General features: G+C 68.1%; 22 protein-coding genes. 15 read left to right on the top strand and 7 right to left on the bottom strand.

All coding sequences use genetic code 11. The annotated features are described in order from the left end of the window. Positions 1-384: 384 nt before the first annotated feature. Both OG520_RS21570 and OG520_RS21565 read right to left on the bottom strand, forming a co-directional pair. Positions 385-1,080, bottom strand: a complete 696-nt coding sequence (locus tag OG520_RS21570; RefSeq protein WP_406014255.1) for a hypothetical protein — start codon at positions 1,078-1,080, stop codon at positions 385-387. Positions 1,081-1,157: 77 nt separating this feature from the next. Then, on the bottom strand, positions 1,158-1,433 hold the full coding sequence (locus OG520_RS21565) for a hypothetical protein (protein WP_123462118.1): 276 nt from the start codon (positions 1,431-1,433) through the stop codon (positions 1,158-1,160). A 1,304-nt stretch (positions 1,434-2,737) separates the two neighbouring features. Here OG520_RS21565 and OG520_RS21560 point away from each other — a divergent pair. The 4 genes from OG520_RS21560 to OG520_RS21545 all read left to right on the top strand — a co-directional run bounded on the left by OG520_RS21560 (position 2,738) and on the right by OG520_RS21545 (position 5,039). Continuing rightward, positions 2,738-2,941 carry a cold-shock protein gene (locus OG520_RS21560; protein ID WP_072489439.1) on the top strand — a complete coding sequence of 68 codons (204 nt, stop codon included), beginning with the start codon at positions 2,738-2,740 and terminating at the stop codon, positions 2,939-2,941. A gap of 296 nt (positions 2,942-3,237) precedes the next feature. Next, complete coding sequence (locus tag OG520_RS21555) at positions 3,238-4,233, top strand: DEAD/DEAH box helicase (RefSeq protein WP_406014254.1); 996 nt, start codon at positions 3,238-3,240, stop codon at positions 4,231-4,233. 46 nt (positions 4,234-4,279) lie between these two features. Next, complete coding sequence (locus OG520_RS21550; protein WP_406014253.1) at positions 4,280-4,678, top strand: hypothetical protein; 399 nt, start codon at positions 4,280-4,282, stop codon at positions 4,676-4,678. Between the two features lie 49 nt (positions 4,679-4,727). Next, a complete protein-coding gene (locus OG520_RS21545; RefSeq protein WP_266417282.1) occupies positions 4,728-5,039 on the top strand; it encodes an SCO5918 family protein in 312 nt (103 codons plus the stop codon). A gap of 121 nt (positions 5,040-5,160) precedes the next feature. Here OG520_RS21545 and OG520_RS21540 read toward each other — a convergent pair whose 3' ends face one another. Beyond that, complete coding sequence (locus OG520_RS21540; protein WP_266417280.1) at positions 5,161-5,520, bottom strand: hypothetical protein; 360 nt, start codon at positions 5,518-5,520, stop codon at positions 5,161-5,163. A gap of 935 nt (positions 5,521-6,455) precedes the next feature. Between OG520_RS21540 and OG520_RS21535 the strand changes: the two genes are divergently transcribed. Both OG520_RS21535 and OG520_RS21530 read left to right on the top strand, forming a co-directional pair. Continuing rightward, complete coding sequence (locus OG520_RS21535) at positions 6,456-6,794, top strand: helix-turn-helix domain-containing protein (RefSeq protein ID WP_259927793.1); 339 nt, start codon at positions 6,456-6,458, stop codon at positions 6,792-6,794. Positions 6,795-7,022: 228 nt separating this feature from the next. Further along, positions 7,023-7,226 carry a cold-shock protein gene (locus OG520_RS21530; RefSeq protein WP_406014252.1) on the top strand — a complete coding sequence of 68 codons (204 nt, stop codon included), beginning with the start codon at positions 7,023-7,025 and terminating at the stop codon, positions 7,224-7,226. Between the two features lie 458 nt (positions 7,227-7,684). On the opposite strand, the gene OG520_RS21525 is transcribed toward OG520_RS21530, so the two are convergent. Beyond that, the gene (locus tag OG520_RS21525) at positions 7,685-8,320 is read right to left on the bottom strand and encodes a TetR/AcrR family transcriptional regulator (RefSeq protein ID WP_399329277.1); all 636 of its coding nucleotides are present in this window, start codon (positions 8,318-8,320) and stop codon (positions 7,685-7,687) included. A gap of 128 nt (positions 8,321-8,448) precedes the next feature. On the opposite strand from OG520_RS21525, the gene OG520_RS21520 reads away from it, so the two are divergent. Continuing rightward, positions 8,449-9,387 (top strand): alpha/beta fold hydrolase, encoded by a 939-nt coding sequence (locus OG520_RS21520; RefSeq protein ID WP_406014251.1) that lies wholly within the window; start codon positions 8,449-8,451, stop codon positions 9,385-9,387. 43 nt (positions 9,388-9,430) lie between these two features. On the opposite strand, the gene OG520_RS21515 is transcribed toward OG520_RS21520, so the two are convergent. Continuing rightward, complete coding sequence (locus OG520_RS21515) at positions 9,431-9,640, bottom strand: hypothetical protein (protein WP_406014250.1); 210 nt, start codon at positions 9,638-9,640, stop codon at positions 9,431-9,433. Positions 9,641-9,925: 285 nt separating this feature from the next. Between OG520_RS21515 and OG520_RS21510 the strand changes: the two genes are divergently transcribed. The 6 genes from OG520_RS21510 (at position 9,926) to OG520_RS21485 (ending at position 15,255) form a co-directional block, all read left to right on the top strand. Then, the gene (locus tag OG520_RS21510; RefSeq protein ID WP_406014249.1) at positions 9,926-10,585 is read left to right on the top strand and encodes an SMI1/KNR4 family protein; all 660 of its coding nucleotides are present in this window, start codon (positions 9,926-9,928) and stop codon (positions 10,583-10,585) included. A 112-nt stretch (positions 10,586-10,697) separates the two neighbouring features. Further along, positions 10,698-10,916 carry a hypothetical protein gene (locus OG520_RS21505; protein ID WP_406014248.1) on the top strand — a complete coding sequence of 73 codons (219 nt, stop codon included), beginning with the start codon at positions 10,698-10,700 and terminating at the stop codon, positions 10,914-10,916. A gap of 515 nt (positions 10,917-11,431) precedes the next feature. Further along, positions 11,432-12,142: a pentapeptide repeat-containing protein gene (locus OG520_RS21500; protein ID WP_406014247.1), complete on the top strand. Its 711-nt coding sequence runs from the start codon at positions 11,432-11,434 to the stop codon at positions 12,140-12,142. 420 nt (positions 12,143-12,562) lie between these two features. Next, positions 12,563-13,990, top strand: a complete 1,428-nt coding sequence (locus tag OG520_RS21495) for a DUF6177 family protein (RefSeq protein ID WP_406014246.1) — start codon at positions 12,563-12,565, stop codon at positions 13,988-13,990. 618 nt (positions 13,991-14,608) lie between these two features. Then, positions 14,609-14,857, top strand: coding sequence for a hypothetical protein (locus tag OG520_RS21490; protein WP_406014245.1), 249 nt, complete (start codon positions 14,609-14,611; stop codon positions 14,855-14,857). Then, on the top strand, positions 14,854-15,255 hold the full coding sequence (locus OG520_RS21485) for a PIN domain-containing protein (protein WP_406014244.1): 402 nt from the start codon (positions 14,854-14,856) through the stop codon (positions 15,253-15,255). Before OG520_RS21490 ends, OG520_RS21485 begins: the two co-directional genes overlap by 4 nt. A 375-nt stretch (positions 15,256-15,630) precedes the next feature. Here the strand turns inward: OG520_RS21485 and OG520_RS21480 are convergent, their stop codons facing one another. After that, on the bottom strand, positions 15,631-16,554 hold the full coding sequence (locus OG520_RS21480; protein WP_406014243.1) for an ABC transporter ATP-binding protein: 924 nt from the start codon (positions 16,552-16,554) through the stop codon (positions 15,631-15,633). A gap of 14 nt (positions 16,555-16,568) precedes the next feature. Continuing rightward, on the bottom strand, positions 16,569-16,751 hold the full coding sequence (locus tag OG520_RS21475) for a hypothetical protein (protein WP_399329269.1): 183 nt from the start codon (positions 16,749-16,751) through the stop codon (positions 16,569-16,571). Positions 16,752-16,870: 119 nt separating this feature from the next. On the opposite strand from OG520_RS21475, the gene OG520_RS21470 reads away from it, so the two are divergent. Together OG520_RS21470 and OG520_RS21465 are read left to right on the top strand one after the other, a co-directional pair. Continuing rightward, positions 16,871-18,013: a sensor histidine kinase gene (locus tag OG520_RS21470; protein WP_406014242.1), complete on the top strand. Its 1,143-nt coding sequence runs from the start codon at positions 16,871-16,873 to the stop codon at positions 18,011-18,013. Next, positions 18,010-18,639 carry a response regulator gene (locus tag OG520_RS21465; RefSeq protein ID WP_406014241.1) on the top strand — a complete coding sequence of 210 codons (630 nt, stop codon included), beginning with the start codon at positions 18,010-18,012 and terminating at the stop codon, positions 18,637-18,639. Before OG520_RS21470 ends, OG520_RS21465 begins: the two co-directional genes overlap by 4 nt. Positions 18,640-18,656: the final 17 nt, after the last annotated feature.

The following is an 18,656-nucleotide window of genomic DNA, read 5'->3' as shown; positions in this document are numbered from 1 at the left end:
GCTCTGCCGCCCACCAACCTGGCAAGGCCCTCGGAACGGATACATGGACGGCGGCACGCCAAGCTGACGCCCATACAACCGGGCATCCTGCCGAGCCCCACCACCGCGCCGCGCAACACGACTTTCCTCCCGCCCGGCGTCTCCCCTGACGCCACACAGGAGGCCGTGCCACAACGTGCCAGAAGAGGCGGCAAACAGCGGTCACCAAAGGGCTGAAGCCGCTATCAGGACGAGGCCACCAAAGCGCGTTCCCGCAGTTCACAGGCTATACACGGACCAAGCACCGAGTGATTCCCAAGCTCAGAGCGCAAGTTCGATTCTCGTCACCCGCTCCATGACGAAGGCCCAGGTCAGTGACCTGGGCCTTGTTTTTGTTTCCGAGTGCTACAGCTCTGTGTCGAGGAGTCGGGCGGCCTCGCGAGGGTCCATCAGGTTGGACCAGGCTTGTTCGGCGGGGAGCAGGTCCCGCTCCGGCAGGGCGTATTCGGGGTACCAGCCGTCAGCCTCGCAGCCGGGGACGTTGCGCAGGATCAAAGTGGTGAGGTTCGGCGGGACCGAACCCGTAATCCGCACTGCGAGGTAGGTTTCGTGGCCATCGTCGGCGCGGACCTGAAGGCCGACGGTGAAGGTGTCGAAATCCACCGTGTGCTCCTGGCCGTCCCGGAGCGTAGAACGGCTCAGAGTCAGAACCGTGGTCCGGAGCCGCCGGACGAAACGGACTCCCGCTTCGGCGCGATAGCGGACGTGGTCCTCGCGAGCGGGGAGCAAGTGGGCGGTGTACGTGGCGGACTTGAGCGCGTCGGTGTTGTCGGCGTTGTAGCGGGTTCGGGCAGTCTTGCCGTCGGCTTCGAGGGCGGCGTAGAAGTCGTCGGTGGAGCCGTCCTCGCGGCGGCCGGCTGCCACCAGCCACGGAAGATCGGCGTCCACCCAGACTGCCCCGCGCCAGCGCTGGACCTTCACCTTGAACAACACCTGGTCATCGACAGCGCGGATGCGCTCGTGCTTGGCATCGTCCGCCGCGAACTGCTCGACGGTCTTCGCCAGGATCGGGTGCTCAATCTCGTCCAGGGGGTCAGTCACCGCCGGTACGGGGAGTCCGAGGTCATCACGTAGGCACCGCAGGGTGGGCCTGGCGGGCCGCATCGCGGCGGGACCGGTCATTCGTCGATCCCGCCGACCGCGTCGATCTCCTCCGCTGTCAGACCGGTCAGGAGCATGACGTCCGACTTCAGGGAACCGTCCAGGACACTGAGCGCTTCCACCATGCCCTCACGCAAATCCTCACGCCGCTGGTCCAGGTAAACCCGTACCGCCTCCGCGACCAGGTCCTTTTTCGTCAGGCCCAGGAAATGCGCGCCCTGACTGATCAACTTGTCCGTCGCCGGGTCCACCTTGAGCGGCGCCTGCCGGGGCGGCTTCGAAGCCGTGGTCATGAATCCCACCTCCACACTCACGGTACCTTAGTACCTCATGTTGGAGTTCCTTGCTGGTGGCCGCACTGAGACGCGGTCCGCCGGCCACCGGCACTACGGATCCGAACCGAAGACAGCCGACCGGTACGCCCTGCAATAGATCACCGAGGGGGTGAAGCTTCACGACGGCGGGCACCTGATCCAGCGCGGCAGGACTTTCCCACCCACGGCGCGGCGTCATCGACCACCCCGTGCCCCATCCGTGCCCTTCGGAGCGAACAGCAGCGGTCAAGCACGGCGCCCAGAGACCACGCCACCCTCGGCCGCTCCGGCCAAACATGCAGGTCAGAGCCACTACGACCGTTCAAGAACCGTTGATTCCCAAGCTCAGAGCGCGAGTTCGATTCTCGTCACCCGCTCCACAATGAAGGCCCTGGCCGGAGACCTCTCCGCACCCTCCACACGCCTGCCTGTACGCGGCGAGCATGGCGTCGGTGGCTACCGGGCCCACCGCCACGCGCGACGGGCCAGTACCGGCCTGTCCCAGGGCCATCAATGAGCAGTTCGGCAACGACCGCTTTGTCGCCGCGCAGATGATGTGTTCGGTGATGAGCAACTCATCGAGTGGCGTGGCGGCGGCGCCGATCATCTCGCCACCCTCGATTGAGCCGACAGCCGCCTCCATTACGGAGCCGAAGCCCCCGCAGCCCATCCGCCGTTCGGCAAGCCATCCTCGGCCCGATGGACGAAGGCAGCCGTCACTGCCGGAACCGTTCAGTCTCCGGACGCCACTTTTGCTTGTCGGTGCTGAGGACTCGTCCCAGGCGGGCATTCGTCACTCGGCATACTCCACTGTGCTCGCCACGCGAACTCCCCTTCCCGGAACGACGGTTGACCGGCGAAGGTCGGCGGGCTCGCGGCTACAGGGTCTCCTGCGGGCTGCCGGGAGGGCGCCCCGGGGCGCAGACGCAGGTTCCGATGGGCTGCAGACGTCGCAGCCGATTGGCCACCTTGCTTTCGAAAAACGCTGCACTCGAGGTAAATGAATACCTGTGCCGGCCGCCTCAGAATTTAACGGCCCTTACTGGGAGAGTTTCTGCCGCAGCGCGCACGGGGAAATATTTGTCGCACGCAATCCTCCATGGCGTGCTACTGTCGGACTCGGTTGCAGTTTTGGTACCCAAAAACTTCAAGCGCCTCCGGTCGGCCTCGATGCCGCAGGGTAGCGCTTTGTATTTCCGGTCATTTTCCGGGCGGGGCATCATCGCGGCGACGCGGTTTCCGTACAGTACGGATTCCGGTGTACTGCCCAAAGGAGATATGACATGGCTACTGGCACCGTGAAGTGGTTCAACGCGGAAAAGGGTTTCGGCTTCATCGAGCAGGACGGTGGTGGCGCTGACGTGTTTGCCCACTTCTCGAACATCGCCGCCCAGGGCTTCCGCGAACTGCAGGAAGGCCAGAAGGTCAGCTTCGACATCGCGCAGGGCCAGAAGGGCCCGACGGCCGAGAACATCGTTTCCGCCTGACGCTGGCGCGCATTTCGTGGCTGGGGCCCGCATCCCTCGGGGTGCGGGCCCCAGCTGCACGCATTTCCGCAGCGATTCATCCACGGGAATAAAATATTGAGGCGCACAGGCTCCTCGGAGCCGCGCCCGGCGATGCACCGGATTCTTTTTCGCACGCCATCTCCCATTTTTGCGTACGTCGACACGAATTTCCCGTGGGCCACGTTCGCATTCCATTCGGCCCGTGCCTGTGATTCCCCGCGCTGCTCTTACGCTGCGGAATTCCTTGATACGCGCCGTATCAAGGAAGGTTCTGCATGAACCCCACACGCACGAAAAGCCGTTCCTCCCGTGCCCGCCGCAACGGCGGCCACGGGTACGACTCCACTGCTGGTTCGATTCGGGGCAGTCGCTTCGGTTCGTCCGCCCCGAACCGTTCGGCAGGTCCGAACCGTTCAGCAGGTCCGAGCCGTTCGGGTGGTCGGCGGCCCGCCGCGATGCAGGGAGAGTTCGCCCTGCCCGAGACGATCACTCCGGCGCTGCCCGCAGTCGAGGTGTTCAGCGACCTCGACATGCCGAGGAGCCTGCTGGCCGCGCTCACCGCGCAAGGCGTGGCCATGCCGTTTCCGATCCAGGGTGCGACGCTGCCGAACTCTCTGGCGGGCCGCGACGTCCTGGGCCGCGGCCGGACCGGCTCCGGCAAGACTCTCGCCTTCGGCCTGGCCCTGCTGGCCCGCACCGCCGGGCAGCGCGCCGAGCCCCGTCAGCCGCTGGCCCTGGTTCTGGTTCCCACCCGGGAACTCGCTCAGCAGGTCACCGATGCCCTCACCCCTTACGCCCGCGCTGTGAAGCTGCGCCTGACCACTGTCGTCGGCGGGATGCCGACAGGGCACGTCACTGTCCTGGTCGCGACGAACGTCGCGGCGCGCGGCATTCACGTCGACCACCTCGACCTCGTCGTGAACGTGGACCCGCCGACCGACCACAAGGACTACCTCCACCGCGGCGGCCGTACCGCGCGGGCCGGCGAGTCCGGCAGTGTCGTCACCCTGGTCACCAACAACCAGCGCCGCGACATGACGCGCCTCATGGCGGCCGCCGGCATCGTGCCCCGGACCACCCAGGTCCGCTCCGGCGAGGAAGCACTCAGCCGGATCACCGGCGCCCGGACCCCCTCCGGCATCCCCGTGACGATCACCGCGCCGACACCCGAGCGGCGCAAGCGCGGCACGGCCTCCCGCGGTCGACGCAACCCGGCCGCGGCTGCCCGGCGCGTGAGCGGGCGACAGTCCGCCTTCGATGCGGCGGCCTGAGCACCGCGTGGTCCGGAAGCTGACCCATCTCTGCAGGAGGCACGTTGTGACACTGGTCCAGATGCAGCCCCACCCGGCGAACGCCGGCCTCGCGCCCCGGACGGCGCTCAAGGCCATGAACACGGCCGGGCCACAGGTCAGCGACGACATGACCGTCGAGGTGGCCCTGTCCGTCATGGCCAGTGCCAGGACCGGACACCTGAGGGTCTGCGACAACGACAGCCTGTGCACCGGACTGGTCACCCGGGCCCAGCTCACCATCGTCCGCGACGGCCCCGCCTACACGGACCGGCTCCAGCTGCGCGACATCCTCGGCGACCGCGGGCCGCACACCTCGCCCGCCACCATGATGGCCGAGCACGCCACGCACCGCCGCCGGCTCGCTACCCAGTCCGTCGTGGACGAGCAGGACAGCGCCCCGGGCGTCCTCGCCCTGGCCCTCTGAACCGTCTCACCACGGCGGAACAATCCCCTTCTTCTCCCTGTGAGGCATCGTGCGCTGTGTCATCGCCCGCTTCCCGTTCGAACTCACCAAGAGCGGCGTCCTGGAATCCATGAAGGGCATCAAGCCCGAGGAGGTCGTCGGCGAGTCCGTGACCATCGGCCGCCGCGCCTACCCCGTCAAGCAGGTCGGCGAGGTCATCACCCGCCAGGATCGCCGCGACTTCAGCGCCGACGAAGTCCTGCGGGCCATGACCAAGCTCGGCTTCACCTGCCGCAGCCTCCCCCGGACCGCCGCGCCCACCCGCGCCCTCAGCCCACTCCAGCACGCCTCCGCGATGCTCGGCACTCCGGTGGCCGTCTGACCATCTGGCCACCTGGCCGATGGGAAGCGCGAGCTGACACCTGAACAGTCGGGAGGGCCCGACCGGCACACGCCGGTCGGGCCCTCCCGCGTACCGGTGAGTTTCTCCACGCGGCGCGACGTCAGTGATCGGAGTAGCTGAAGTCGCCCATGGTCCAGGCGCTGACATCCGCGATCGAGACGCGGTACATCCCACCCGTCTCCGGAATCCCCACCGTGCCCTGAAGGATCCGCGCCATATGGAAGTGCAGATACGCGGGCGGCCCGTCCCCCCGCGTCGTAGCGGTGAACGCGGCGGAGAACTCGCCCAGACGGGACGAGTCCGTCAGGACCTCCGACACCCGTTGCCTCCACACGGCTTCGGGCGCCAGCCGGCCGGTGATGACAGCACCACCGGTGACCACGGTCAGGGACATCTGATTGTTGTGCCCGGACTCCACCAGCGTGGCGACGTCAACGAGCAGCTCGTCAGGCTTCGACATGAGAGCCGATCCTATTCGCGGGTCGTCCCGTCCGTCCCCTCGACCGGTCGTACTGCCGAGCGAGACGGGCAGTCACCGTCTTCCCCTCAGAGGCCCGCCGGCTGATCGCGGTCGCTCTGACGAGTCGGTTGACCACGGGCCGGCCGAAGTCTCCGGCGAGGTCGATTACCTCCTCACGAGACACACAAAAATCTCTATTGGCCAGAGTAGACATTGGGTGGTGACGTGGTTATGGTTTCTCTCGTAACCCAGAGAGACAGCAAGACCTGGCAGAGACGAACTGCCGGTAGTACATGTAGTTGCAGGGCGGTGCGGCAGTGGAGTTTCGAAGCCAGGGTTGTTGAAGGACGGCGACGGGACTGACAGCCGGACCGGGTGGCCCGCAGTGAGGGGCCGCCGGAGCGGGACCGCTGTCGTTGCGGTGCCCGTGAGTGCAGTCCGCAGTACCCAGCAGTGAAGTGACTGAGCGGTACCTCGGTGAAGGCGTCGGCTGCGGACGCGCGCACCGGGAAGTTCGGCAGTGGGGTTCCAAGCCAGAGCAGACGCAGGACGGGCAACGGGGCTGGCTGCCGAAGAGTGGCGCTGTCACAGGCCACTGAGCAGTTCGCACACCAGCAGTACGCAGTAGAGCAGTACCAGTAGTACGCAGTACCCCCATGGTAGGTAATTGATCACCGAGGGAAGAACGGAGGAGCCCGCGCCATCAGGATCGCCTGGGCTGGAGTCTTTGGCCCGGGTACCGCAGGACATCGATAGTGAGGTGGTCTCCGGTCAAGCAACCGCGATCCCCGCACACCCGACAGCAGCCAGGTCGGGGCCGCGGATACAGAATGCCGGTGCAGTATCAGGGCCGGCAGGTGGTGTAGTAGTTCCTTCGGGGCCCTGGTGCCGTACGGCACCAGGGCCCCTCCACGCGTTCCACAAGAGAGGTGCAAGTGACAGCAGACGACTCGTACGGCCGTCTTGACGACGACGACTACCCCGCCTACACGATGGGCCGGGCCGCCGAGATGCTCGGCACCACCCAGGGCTTCCTCCGCGCCATCGGCGAAGCCCGTCTGATCACCCCGCTGCGCTCGGAGGGCGGCCACCGCCGCTACTCCCGCTACCAACTGCGCATCGCCGCCCGCGCCCGCGAACTGGTCGACCAGGGCACGTCCATCGAGGCCGCCTGTCGCATCGTCGTCCTGGAAGACCAGCTGGAAGAGGCGCAGCGCATCAACGCCGAGTACCGCCGCGCCGCCGAATCGGCAGAGCCGCCGACCGCGGACTGAGGCGGTGCCCGCCGGACACCGGCGGGCACCCCGCACAGGTGCAGGCGATTCCTCTGGTGACGGAGTGTGCGGACGTGTACCGTCCCGGTGAGTTGTCGTGGTTCGGAAGTTCCCTCTGCCCACCCCTTCGGTGTGGGCGTTTTGCTGTGCTGTGCCGCAGGAACCAGGACGATCACCTCCGCCTTCCGCATGGAGCGGGAGACGTCAGTCGACTGGAAGGCATGAGACATGGCTACGGGAACTGTGAAGTGGTTCAACGCGGAAAAGGGCTTCGGCTTCATCGCTCAGGACGGTGGCGGCCCGGACGTCTTCGCCCACTACTCGGCGATCAACTCCTCGAGCTTCCGTGAGCTCCAGGAGGGTCAGGTCGTGACGTTCGACGTCACCCAGGGCCAGAAGGGCCCCCAGGCGGAGAACATCAACCCGGCCTGACCTTCCCCACCCCTCCGGCGGAACCGGGATCCTCTGGGTCCGGCCGCAGGCTACGGCGGCCCCGGACCGCCCCGGTCCGGGGCTCGCTCACGCAATCATGCGGGTTCTGGATGTATGCGTGTGGGGTGCTGGCCGGGAAACGACGGTACTGGGCAGGAGCTTCGCCTCCTCCGTCCCCTGGCAGCACCGCATGCCACAACGTGCCAGTAGCGGCGGTGAACAGCGGTCGACAAGGCATCGGCCAAGGTGGCAAGAACAGTACCTTCAGTGGATGTTCTCGCAGGTCAGCAGCTCTGTGGTCCATCACGTGCAGAGTGATTCCCAAGCTCAGAGCGCGAGTTCGATTCTCGTCACCCGCTCTTGAACGAAGGCCCAGGTCAGCGACCTGGGCCTTCTGTGTTGCCTGAATCCTTCAGCGCCGCGCACTATCCGCGTGCCACAAGTGCCGCAACGGCACGTCAGATTGGACCCTCCCCAGCCGCCGACGTCTCGACGGTCACGAAGATCCGGTCCAGGTGGTGATGGAGTACCTCGATGGCCGACTCCGGACTCCGCTGGCCCACGAGGATGCTGGTGCCCATGGTCGCCGTCATCGCGAGCAGACTGATCGCCTCTGTGCGCGCGTCGACGCCGGGATCGGCCAGGCCTGATGCCTGGGCCTGTTCGAGCAAGCCTGTCAGGGCGTTCTCCGCGGCGTCGGGGTTGTCGAGGAAGGGCTGAGCAGCCAGCGCCTCATCGGTCACGGACAGGATCGAGTAGGAGCTGTAGAGGAGGTGGAAGGTGCGGCTCTCCTCGTCGGTGGGGAGGGACGCCAGGAGGATCGCCTCGATGGTCGCGCGGGGGCCCGGGTCCGGGCCGGCGGCAGCCAGGCGGGTGCCCACGCGTGCAGTGAAGCGATCGGTCAGGTGCTGGACCCCGTAGAAGAGCAGCTTCTCCTTGGTCTCGAAGTAGTACTGCACGAGCCGGAGTGACACTCCGGCCTCCGCGGCCACGTCGCGCATGCCGACGGCGTGCAGTCCTCGCCGCCCCGCGACCCGGATGAACGCATCAGCGATCTGGGTGCGCCGCTCCTCGTGATCCACGCGCTTTGGCATGTGCCGGTGTCTCCGCCCGTCGGTGGTGGGGTTCGCCGTCCGCTCTCTCCGGACACCTTTATGGTACCGCCGTACCACCCCCATGGTACGGTCGTATTACGAAGAACGGATCTTCCCGGAGGTGCCCCGTGCCCGAGAACACGACCCGTGTGCGCCGCGACGTCGGCCGCTACGTCAACGACACCCTGCGCGACCGCTACTTCGCCGCCAGCGACGTCCTCTACGCGATGGGCGCACCCGTTCGTTCCGAGACGGACGTCGAGACGAGCTTCGGCACCACGCACGTCTACCGGTACGGTCCCACGGACCCCGCCGCCGAATCCCGCACGCCGGTCGTCCTGATCCACGGCGCGGGCTACTGCTCGGCGATGTGGTATCCCAACACCCCCGCGCTCAGCGGCGAACGGCCCGTCTACGCGCTCGACACCCCCGGCGACGCCGGGCGCAGCGTCCACCGCGAGCCCATGTGGCAGCCCGAGCGTGCCGCCCAGTGGATGGACGAGGCCCTCGACGCGCTCGGCCTGGACCGGGTCCACCTCGTCGGCTCCTCATATGGCGGCTGGCTGGTGCTCAACCAGGCGCACCGCCGACCCGGACGGCTCGCCTCGGTCACCGCCCTCGACCCCGGCGGCCTGGAGAAGGTGGGCCTGCGCTTCTTCGCCTGGGTCTTCGTGAGCCTCTTCGCCAGCTTCGCCCCCAAGGCGCTGCGCCCCCGCCTCGCCTCCTGGCTGGAGCAGCCGGTCATCGCCGTTCCCGAGTTGCGGAAGTGGGTCCAGGTGGGCGCCCGGGCCTTCAGGATCCGCCGCCCCGCACCGCTGCCGCTGGCCGAGGACGCGCTGCACTCCATCCGGACCCCGCTCTACGTCATCATGGGCAAGCGCAGCCTTCTGGTACACCCGCAACGGCAGTTGGAGCGGGTGCCGCGCCTGATCCCCGGGGCCCGCGCCGAGATCATCGCCGCGACGGGCCACGGACCGCAGATCGACCATCCCGACGTGGTCAACGCCCGGATGCTGAGCTTCATGAAGGATGTCGACTCCCTCGACCCGGCCGCAGTCGACGCGTAGGGCCTGCGGCTGGGGAACACTGGCGCCGGTGTGGCGGCTGCAGTCAGAGCAGGTGCAGCGGTGGTACGACCAGGACCACGGCGAGGAGACGTGGCCTTGTCCGGGGGAGCGCCTGGGTCTCGAACCATCCGCCGGAGGCGAGCATGTGACGGCGAGCCGTGCCAGGGGTGGGAGCACCGAGTTCGACCGGGTCGATGCCGAGGTTGGCAAGTTCGACGATCCGGTCGGCGACGGCCTTCACCTCGGCGCGCAAACACCGGGTGATTCCCAAGCTCAGAGCGCGAGTTCGATTCTCGTCACCCGCTCTTGAACGAAGGCCCAGGTCAGCGACCTGGGCCTTGTTTGTTGTCTAGACCTCTCAGGTTTCTCGGCCGGTGCGGTCGGCACCCTTGCCGCGTACGGCCGGCGAGCCCGCCGATCTGGTTCCTGCCGTCGCGAGCGATCACGCCGGCGACGGCAGAGGACAGCGTGCGCTGGGCACTTGTGCTCCACGGTGAATTCCGTGTCGGTGCGGTGCGCGTCGCCCTAGCGTGTACCCATGGGTGAGGACATGTGGGCGGGAGTGCGGGAGCGGGTGCTCCGGCTCACCGAACACTCCGGAGCGGGCAAAGTCTTCGGGGCACAGGGGCATGGCTTTCGCCTCGGTCCGGTCATGAGCGAGGAACAGCTCCGGGCGCTGGAGGCGGACCTGGGCGTGGGTCTTCCCGCGCAGTATCGGAGTTTTCTCCTCCATGTCGGAGGAGGGGGAGCAGGCCCCGACTACGGCCTGATGACACCGACCTTGGGCGACGGCGGGTGGCAGTGGCGCGGCATCGGACTCGCCTTCTCTGCGCAGCCGACCACCGCCGAGTTCGCCGGACGGCCCTTCGTGGCCGAGGCGCTGCAAAGTGAGCTTGCCGCGCTTGAGGCGCAGGAGCCCGAGAAGGACGCCTTCGCGGCCGAAGAGAAGTTCCGCCGCGCGTACGCGGCCTGGGATGCGCGCTACGAGGAGCTGTATGACGCGCAGGAGGCGGGCGCGGTGTTCCTCAGCGAGCAGGGATGCGGCTATGCGTCGCTGATGGTGATGACGGGCCCGCACCGAGGTGCCATCTGGGAGGATCTGAGACCGATGGACCGGGGGATCGAGCCGACCGGGCATGACTTCGCGTACTGGTACCGAAGTTGGCTCGAGCGCACCGAGCAACGGCTCGAAACCTGACAGGGTGAGGACCATGCAGTACTGCGAACGCCATGAAATGCACAACTGCGCAGAATGCGCTCCGCACGCCCCCCGCGGCAGCGCACCCACCAGCGAATGGGACGGCTGGCCGGTGGCTGCGATCATCATCCACGCCAGCGGCAAGGCCCACCTTCCCGGCTGCACGCACATCGTCCCGGCCGACATCCGGCCACCCCGCTACGGCTGGGTGCTCACCCCCTCACCCGGGGCATGGCGTCGTCTCGCGCCCTCCAGCCCGCTCCGCGCCACCCAGGGCAACCTCGAGCGGGCGGCTGTGAGCCGCTGCGAGAGTTGCGACACGACGCAGTAGGGACGCCACTCGACTCCTTGGCGGGGGAAGAACCTGCCCATTCAAGCTGAGCCGACCGTGCCCCAACCATGCCCTTCGGAGCAGTGAACAGCGGTCAGAACGAGTACGACCGGATCACCGCCAAGAGCCACCCATGAGAGCGTTCCCGCAGGTCAGATAGCTGACGATCCCACCGAGCAACGGTGATTCCCAAGCTCAGAGCGCGAGTTCGATTCTCGTCACCCGCTCCATGACAAAGGCCCTGGTCAGAGACCAGGGCCTTGTTTGTTGTCTGAGACCTGCTCCATGCGTCGCGTGCCACATCCGTGCCAGATGCCCGGTAGTCCCCTCCCTGTCAGACTCTCGTGAGACATGAGGACAATCGAGTCTTCTGTTGTTAGCAGGGCGAGAACAGCGCGACAAGTCCCAGCCGTTCAAGGGTGCGTACGACCCGGCCAATAATGAGGCGTGGGTCAACAAACAGCTGGCGAAGCAGATCGAAAAGCGTGGACGTATAGTAATTATTGACATCCGGAATGCAAATCAAGCAGCAATCGACAGCGTCAAGGCAGCTATTGAAAGCCGCGGTTGAGGAGATCGTGTCATCTGGTACCCGTAAGAACTGGAAGCCGATCGTGCTCCCCACTGATCCGGAAGCCACGCGGCAACTGCAGGAATGGCTTGCCTCGGGGGAGTACAACCTCAACGGCATGGAGCGTGACTTCCGGGGCGCCGACCTCTCGGGCGGGGACTTCTCGAATGCATGGTTCACCGACGCAATCCTGGTGGGCGTACGACTTGTCGGCACGTCCTTCTACCGGGCCGACCTTCAGTCGGCCGATCTGACCGGAGCGGATCTGACCGGAGCGGATCTCGTCAGGGCGAACCTGGACGAGGCCGTGCTCCGATCGGCGCGGCTCGACGGGACGGACATGGTCCGGGCTTCGCTGTGCGATGCCGACGCGTCGGGAGCAAGCTTCCGCAGAACACGGTTTCTCGGCGCTTCGCTGATCGACACCGATATGAGGGGAGCGGACCTGACTGATGCCGTCCTTGACGAGAACTTCTTCGAGATCAAAGTCGACGACGCTACAGTGGTGCGCGGCCTGACCGGCACCGTTTTCGGGCCGATCACCGTTTTCAGCGGCGAATCGTCCCGAGAGCTGGCCGACGCAGAACTCGAGGCGTGGATCGGTGCGCGAGGCGGACAGGTGCGAGTGATTCCTCCGCGCCGCCCGTCACAATAGGGCCCGGCATCGTCCAGCCGGTTCCATGAATTCCGCAGCAGGTGACTGGTTTCGCCGAGCTGCCCGTTCTTCTGGTTTCGAAATCGAGCAGCTCTTCGGGCGACGAGCTCAGAGGAGCCAGGAGCCGTCCCATGCACCGCCATCGTGAATTGTGCGGCACGGATTTCGACGGTCGGCCGACGGACGACATCGACGACGTGATCCACGACGCGCTCGAAAGTCCCCGTCACACCGGACCCGCGTCCCCGGCCTCGTCGCCTTGATGAACGCCTCCGGAGCCGCCCGAGATCGAGCGGTTGCCGGCTCGCGTGGTGCGGACGCCCTGGGGCCATGCGGCGGGATACGGGACGGTGATCCGTGCCGCCGCGGACGGCGGCATCGAGACGACGGCCGACCACGCATGATCGGAGAAAACATCGCATGACCAAGGACGTGATCGCGCTCACCAGGCGAATGCCGGACGCGTTGAGTATCTTGGCGGGCCTGCTCGCGGGTGGCCCGGACCTGCTGGTCGAGACCGCCGGCCAGGGCGCTGTGGTCCAGCTGTGTGACGCCGACGGGCGGCCGCTCGTCTCGATCGAGGTGCCGCTGCTGCTCCAGGTACAGGGTGAGGCGAACCGGCTGCTGGGGCCCGGCGTCGAGCCGCCGGGCGACGGTCCGGCGTGGTGGGTCGAGGCCCGCGCCGCCGCGGGCGTCCCCCAGGCCGAACAGCTCGCGGGTGCCTTCGCAGCCCGGCTGACCATGCTCCTGGGCGGCAGGGTCTGGCCGCCGGACGCCCCCGGCACCGTCGGGGCGGCCCGCCCGGTCGATGTCTCCGGCGTCACTGCCGTACCGGCCCCCGCTGCCGCCCAGCCGGCCGTCGACATGCTCACCGACAAGGCTGCCGTCGTACTCCAGGACCGACCGGTCGTCCCCATGACCAGCTGGCTCTCCGAGGCGCTGCGGGCCACCGTGGACAGCGACCGGTCCCTGCAGATCGTCACCCCACCGCACTGCCGTCTCTCCCTGCCCACCCGCATGCTGCTGCAGTCCACACCCTCGCGCTGGGTGGTCCAGGACGAACGGTGCGGCTATTACGACGGACTGACCGGCGCGGTACTGCGCTGGCAGGACGACGCCTTCTCCCCGGCCCGGGACGAAAGCGGTGAGACTCCGGTGGCAGAGGCCTTCACAGAGGTTCGGCCCAGCGGCGAGCGCCAGCTCGTCGTTTCCTTCCGCACCCTGCACCCTCCCAGGGCGGACCTCGTCCTCGGCGGCGCGCTGGAAGCCGCCTGGCAGGCGCTGGCCGGTGGCCCGCCGGCCGGCTGGGGAACATCGGAGCTGGCCGGTCTGGCCTGGTCGAGGCGGCAGCTGACCGAGCTGGCGTACGAACGTGCCCCACGGCCCACCTGGACGGTGGTCGTCGGCGCCCCAAACCGGCCCGCCGTCGCCACCCTGCGAGTGATCCGCACCCCGGAGGGCGTGGAGGAGGACATCACCCTCACCGTGGGGCACGGTGAGGGTGAGAAGCCGGCCCTGGAGGCACTGCCGGAGCTGGCCGACGAACTGGTGACCCGGCACGGACTGAAGACCATGCTGTGCCAACTGCGCGCGGCACGCCGGGACCTGAGCACCCCGCCCCACTTCGAGCACCCGCCGCTGCCCTACGCCTTCGTACTGGGCCCCGCGGAGGTCCGGGAAGCAGGACGCGACACCGCGAGCAGGACACCGCTCAAGGAACGCCCGGTGCAACTGGGCCCGAACGCCCGGCCCGGCTTCTACTACCCACTCGGCGACGGAGAGACCCCCGAGAACTGGTACGCACTCGAGCAGCTCATGCGCCACCTGCGAGGGGCACCGCCCGCCTGAACAATCACGCCCGGTGCGCTCGGTCGCGCGCTGCGTCCGACCGGAAGACGGACATGCTGGTGCCGACGTGCCCCGCACAGGAGCGACACCCCGCTTCCCGGCTCTGCCGCCCACCAACCTGGCAAGGCCCTCGGAACGGATACATGGACGGCGGCACGCCAAGCTGACGCCCATACAACCGGGCATCCTGCCGAGCCCCACCACCGCGCCGCGCAACACGACTTTCCTCCCGCCCGGCGTCTCCCCTGACGCCACACAGGAGGCCGTGCCACAACGTGCCAGAAGAGGCGGCAAACAGCGGTCACCAAAGGGCTGAAGCCGCTATCAGGACGAGGCCACCAAAGCGCGTTCCCGCAGTTCACAGGCTATACACGGACCAAGCACCGAGTGATTCCCAAGCTCAGAGCGCGAGTTCGATTCTCGTCACCCGCTCTTCGGTGAAGGCCCAGGTCAATGACCGGGGCCTTTCGCTTGCCCACCACGCCGCCGCTACCGGAGCTCGCCCCGCCGCGAGTGCCGGAGCGCCCGCAAGCCGCACTTCCTCCGGGTCACTCGACCTTGACTGACGAGGCCATGGGAGCAAGCGCAAGCCTGTGCATACTTCAGTATGCTTGGTGTATGTCCTCAACGACTCGCATCACCGTCACGCTGCCCAGCGACCAGGTGGCGGAGCTCCGCAAGCTCACGGACAACGTCTCCGGCTACGTGGCGGAAGCCGTAGCCCGCCAAATCAGGCACCAGCTGCTGGGCGACGATCTACGACGCCATGAACAAGAGCACGGACGCTTCAGCGACGAGGAGCTCGCCGAGGCCCACTCGAAGATCTTTGGTGCCGTCGGCTCCACCAAGGACGCGGACGCCGCGTGAGTGAGCGCATCGAGACCGTTGTCCTGGACGCGGAAGGACTCTCCGCCTGGATCGCGCAGGACCGCAAGTTCCTCGCGATGTTGCAGGTGTTCCACGACATGGGAGCCGACCTTGTCATCGGGGCGAACACCATCGTGGAAGTCAGCCACTCCCGTACCAACATCCCACGCCTGAACTGGGCCCTGTCCCGCATCAAGGTGGAGCCAGTCACCGAACAGGCGGCCAAAGCAGCAGCGGAACTCCTCAAGGGCGCCGGACTGCACGGGCACAAGTACGCCATCGACGCCACTGTGGCCGAGGTCGCACTGCGCCAGCCGAAACCGGTCGCTCTGCTGACGTCCGACAGCGACGACATGACCAAGCTCTGCGGCAGCCGGGTTCGCATCATCCCTCTCTGATCCACAAGCCCACTTCGAGAAGCTGCGCCTCGGGGCGCCCTTGTGGGGCGAACCGCGGCATGCAGCTTGGCGGACACCGCTGCATCGCCACCGCCCGTGCCCCATCCGTGCCCAGCGGAACGGTCAACAGCGGTGAACAGCGGTACCGGGAGTCCCCGGCAGAAGGATGTCCAGAATTGCTATCGCCAGGTCAGACGGTATGCGATCACCACAAGCACTGCTGATTCCCAAGCTCAGAGCGCGAGTTCGGTTCTCGTCACCCGCACTTCTTCGGAGCCTCAGGTCGACGACCTGGGGCTCCGGTGCTGTCCGAGGGGTAGGAGGTGACCCGGCCTTCGGCCAGGTCAATCGCGGCGGTGAGGGGATGCCCGCGGTTCAGGAACTACCGCGGGAGGACGGCGAAGGGGTCTCCGTGGGCATCGGGGCGGGCTGGGCGGCGGTCTGGTTCGCCCGGGTCATGTAGGCCAGGACCAGCTCCTCCAGGTCGAGGGCGTCCACGGTCCAGGAACCGGAGGCCGGCAGCCCGTCGTCGGCGCGGACGATCGCGGTGCTCTCCCGCGGCGTGTGATCGACGCCGACGCACTCCACCGCCGCGGGCAGCGCCGCGAAGGCGTCGCGGGCCCCGACAAGCCGGTAGTGGCTCGCCAGCAGCTCGGACACATCGCCGGCGAGCTGGATCCGGGATCCGGCCAGCACGACGAGGTAGTCGCAGACCCGCTCCACGTCGGCGAGCGCGTGCGAGGAGAGGATCGCGCCGGCACCCAGTTCGGAAACGGACTCCATCAGGCTGTCCAGGAAGCCGGAGCGGGCCAGCGGGTCGAGCGCCGCGGCGGGCTCGTCGAAGATCAGCAGCTCCGGTCTTTTGGCTGCCGCGACGGTGAGTGCGAGCTGGGCGCGCTGACCGCCCGAGAGCCGGCCCGCCTTCCGTTCCGGGTCCAGTCCGATCCGGGCGATCCGCCGCTGCGCGAGCCGACCGTCCCAACTCGGGTTCAGCCGGGCGCCCATGCGCAGGTGGTCCGCGACCGACAGGTCGGTGTATACGGGCGTGTCCTGCGCGACGAAGCCGACCTTGGCCAGGTGGGCCGGGTTCGCGGCCGGCTCCGCGCCGAGCACGCGGATGCTGCCCGAGCTCGGCCTGATCAGCCCGCAGGCCATGTTCAGCAGCGTCGACTTGCCGGCGCCGTTGGGACCGACCAGGCCGACCACCCGCCCCTGCGGGATGTCCAGGTCGCAGTCGGTCAGCGCCGGGTGGTGGCCGTAGCGCTTGCCGAGCCGCACGGCTTCCAGTACCGGTGTCATGTGTTCCTCCCGAATCAGCCGCGCGAGCCGCGGTTCTCGCGCGACTTCCTCACGAACCGGTAGATGCCGTAGCCGACCGCGAGAAGGACGGCCAGATTGAGGGCCCACCATGCGTACAGCAGCGGGCTTCGCACGGTCTTCTCGGCCTGGGCGGCCGAGGCTGCGAGCGCAAGAGGAGCGGAGATGAGGTCTGCCATGGCCACAGCCTGCTGACCGCGCCGCAGTCCCCGCACCGACCGGAAGAACGGTTCAGGTGCCCCCGAGTCGTACTTTCGGCCGGTTCAGCGGCCGGTGGTGATCGCCTAGCGTGAGCCCGGTGAGCACGGGACATCGACCGGCCTGGGGGCCGAGGGCCGCCGTCAACACCATCCTGGGGGTGGTGTTCTCCGTGGTGTTGGCCCTGATGGCCGTCCAGTACGCCGGCCAGGGCCGCGCCTGGGCCTTCGACAGCGCGGTCGGCACGGTGATCTGCCTGGTCGCGCTGGGACGAGAGCGGCACCCGGGCCGGGCGGCCGTCATCGGCCTCGCCGTCGCGGGGATCGCCGGCCTGACCGCCCGGCTCGCCCACCTGCCCGGCGAGCCCGGCGCCGCCGCGGTGCTGGCCCTGCTCGTCCTCGGCGGCTCCGCGATCAGGGCGCTGCCCTGGCGCCAGGCGGGTGGCATCGCGGTCGGCGGGCTGGCGCTCATGGCCGTCGGCCTGCTGTCCAGCGAGGCTCCCAGCACCCCGTTCCGGGTCGGTACGCAAGTCTGGGTCCTCGCGCTCGGGATCGGGCTCGGGCTGCGCCTCCTCGACTTCCGCCGCCGTGCGGCCGCCGAAGCCGTGCGGCGCGAGGAGCGCCTCGCCCTGGCCCGGGAGCTGCACGATGTGGTCGCCCACCACATCACCGGCATCGTGGTGCAGGCCCAGGCCGCCCGTCTGGTCGGCCGACGACGACCCGAGACACTGGACGGCGCCCTGCCCGACATCGAGGAAGCCGGCAGCGTGGCGTTGGCCGCCATGCGCCGCGTCGTCGGCCTGCTGCGGGACACCGACGACGCGGCCACGACCTCCCCCACTGTCGCGGGCCGGGAGCAACTGACCGACCTCGTCCGCCGGTTCGAGGGCCACGGCCCCGAGGTCCACCTGCACCTGCCCGCTGACCGGGTGGCCTGGCCGCCGGAGGTGAGCACCACCGTGTACCGGATCGTCCAGGAATCACTGACCAACATCGCCCGGCACGCCGCACACGCCCGCTCGGCCACCGTCCACATCGCCCAGGAGCATGACGGCGTCACCGTCACGGTCCACGACGACGCTCCGGGCGGTCCGGCCCGCCATCTGCATCAGGGCGGCTTCGGGCTGATCGGCATGCGCGAACGGGTCGAGGCCCTCGGCGGCACACTCACCGCCGGCCCGGAGCACGACACCGGCTGGTCCGTCCTCGCCACCCTGCCGTTCCCCGTGGGAGACCGCCGTTGAGCATCACCGTCCTGCTCGCCGACGACCAAGCGATGGTCCGCCGCGGCCTGCGGCTCATCCTGGAGGACCAGGAGGACATCTCCGTGGTCGGCGAGGCGGCGGACGGCGCCGAGGCGGTCGAGCTGGCCCGGCGGATGCGCCCGGACGTCTGTCTGGTCGACATCCGGATGCCGAAACTGGACGGCATCGAGGTCACCCGGGCCCTGGCAGGCCCTGGCGTGGCCGACCCGCTGCGGGTGGTCATCGTCACCACCTTCGACCTCGACGAGTACGTCCGCGGCGCCCTGCGCTCCGGGGCCGTCGGCTTCATACTCAAGGACGCCGGCCCGGCCCTGCTGGTCGAGGCTGTCCGCGCCGCGAACAGCGGCGACGCCCTGATCTCCCCCTCCATCACCCTGCGTCTGCTACGCGACCTCGCCCCCGCCCGGAGGGCGACCGCGGCCCGGCCCGTCCAGCCGCTCTCCGCCCGCGAGATCGAGGTCGTCCGCGCCATCGCCAGGGGCCGTACCAACCAGGAGATCGCCGCCGCCCTGTTCATCTCCCTGAGCACCGTCAAGAGCCATCTGGCGACCATCCAGACCAAGCTCCGAGTCCGCAACCGGGTCGAGACCGCCGCCTGGGCCTAATGCCGCCGCAGGTCCGG

This window comes from Streptomyces sp. NBC_00984, assembly GCF_045162475.1.
In the GTDB taxonomy this organism is placed as follows: Bacteria; Actinomycetota; Actinomycetes; order Streptomycetales; family Streptomycetaceae; genus Streptomyces.
This window is presented reverse-complemented; position numbering and strand designations above follow the sequence as displayed.

Coding starts and splice junctions, on each gene's coding strand:
- OG520_RS21565 (WP_123462118.1), bottom strand. CDS start 1,433: ATGACCACGGCTTCGAAGCCGCCCCGGCAGGCGCCGCTCAAGGTGGAC.
- OG520_RS21540 (WP_266417280.1), bottom strand. CDS start 5,520: ATGTCGAAGCCTGACGAGCTGCTCGTTGACGTCGCCACGCTGGTGGAG.
- OG520_RS21510 (WP_406014249.1), top strand. CDS start 9,926: ATGGGTGAGGACATGTGGGCGGGAGTGCGGGAGCGGGTGCTCCGGCTC.
- OG520_RS21530 (WP_406014252.1), top strand. CDS start 7,023: ATGGCTACGGGAACTGTGAAGTGGTTCAACGCGGAAAAGGGCTTCGGC.
- OG520_RS21495 (WP_406014246.1), top strand. CDS start 12,563: ATGACCAAGGACGTGATCGCGCTCACCAGGCGAATGCCGGACGCGTTG.
- OG520_RS21475 (WP_399329269.1), bottom strand. CDS start 16,751: ATGGCAGACCTCATCTCCGCTCCTCTTGCGCTCGCAGCCTCGGCCGCC.
- OG520_RS21555 (WP_406014254.1), top strand. CDS start 3,238: ATGAACCCCACACGCACGAAAAGCCGTTCCTCCCGTGCCCGCCGCAAC.
- OG520_RS21490 (WP_406014245.1), top strand. CDS start 14,609: ATGTCCTCAACGACTCGCATCACCGTCACGCTGCCCAGCGACCAGGTG.
- OG520_RS21560 (WP_072489439.1), top strand. CDS start 2,738: ATGGCTACTGGCACCGTGAAGTGGTTCAACGCGGAAAAGGGTTTCGGC.
- OG520_RS21525 (WP_399329277.1), bottom strand. CDS start 8,320: ATGCCAAAGCGCGTGGATCACGAGGAGCGGCGCACCCAGATCGCTGAT.
- OG520_RS21500 (WP_406014247.1), top strand. CDS start 11,432: ATGCAAATCAAGCAGCAATCGACAGCGTCAAGGCAGCTATTGAAAGCC.
- OG520_RS21480 (WP_406014243.1), bottom strand. CDS start 16,554: ATGACACCGGTACTGGAAGCCGTGCGGCTCGGCAAGCGCTACGGCCAC.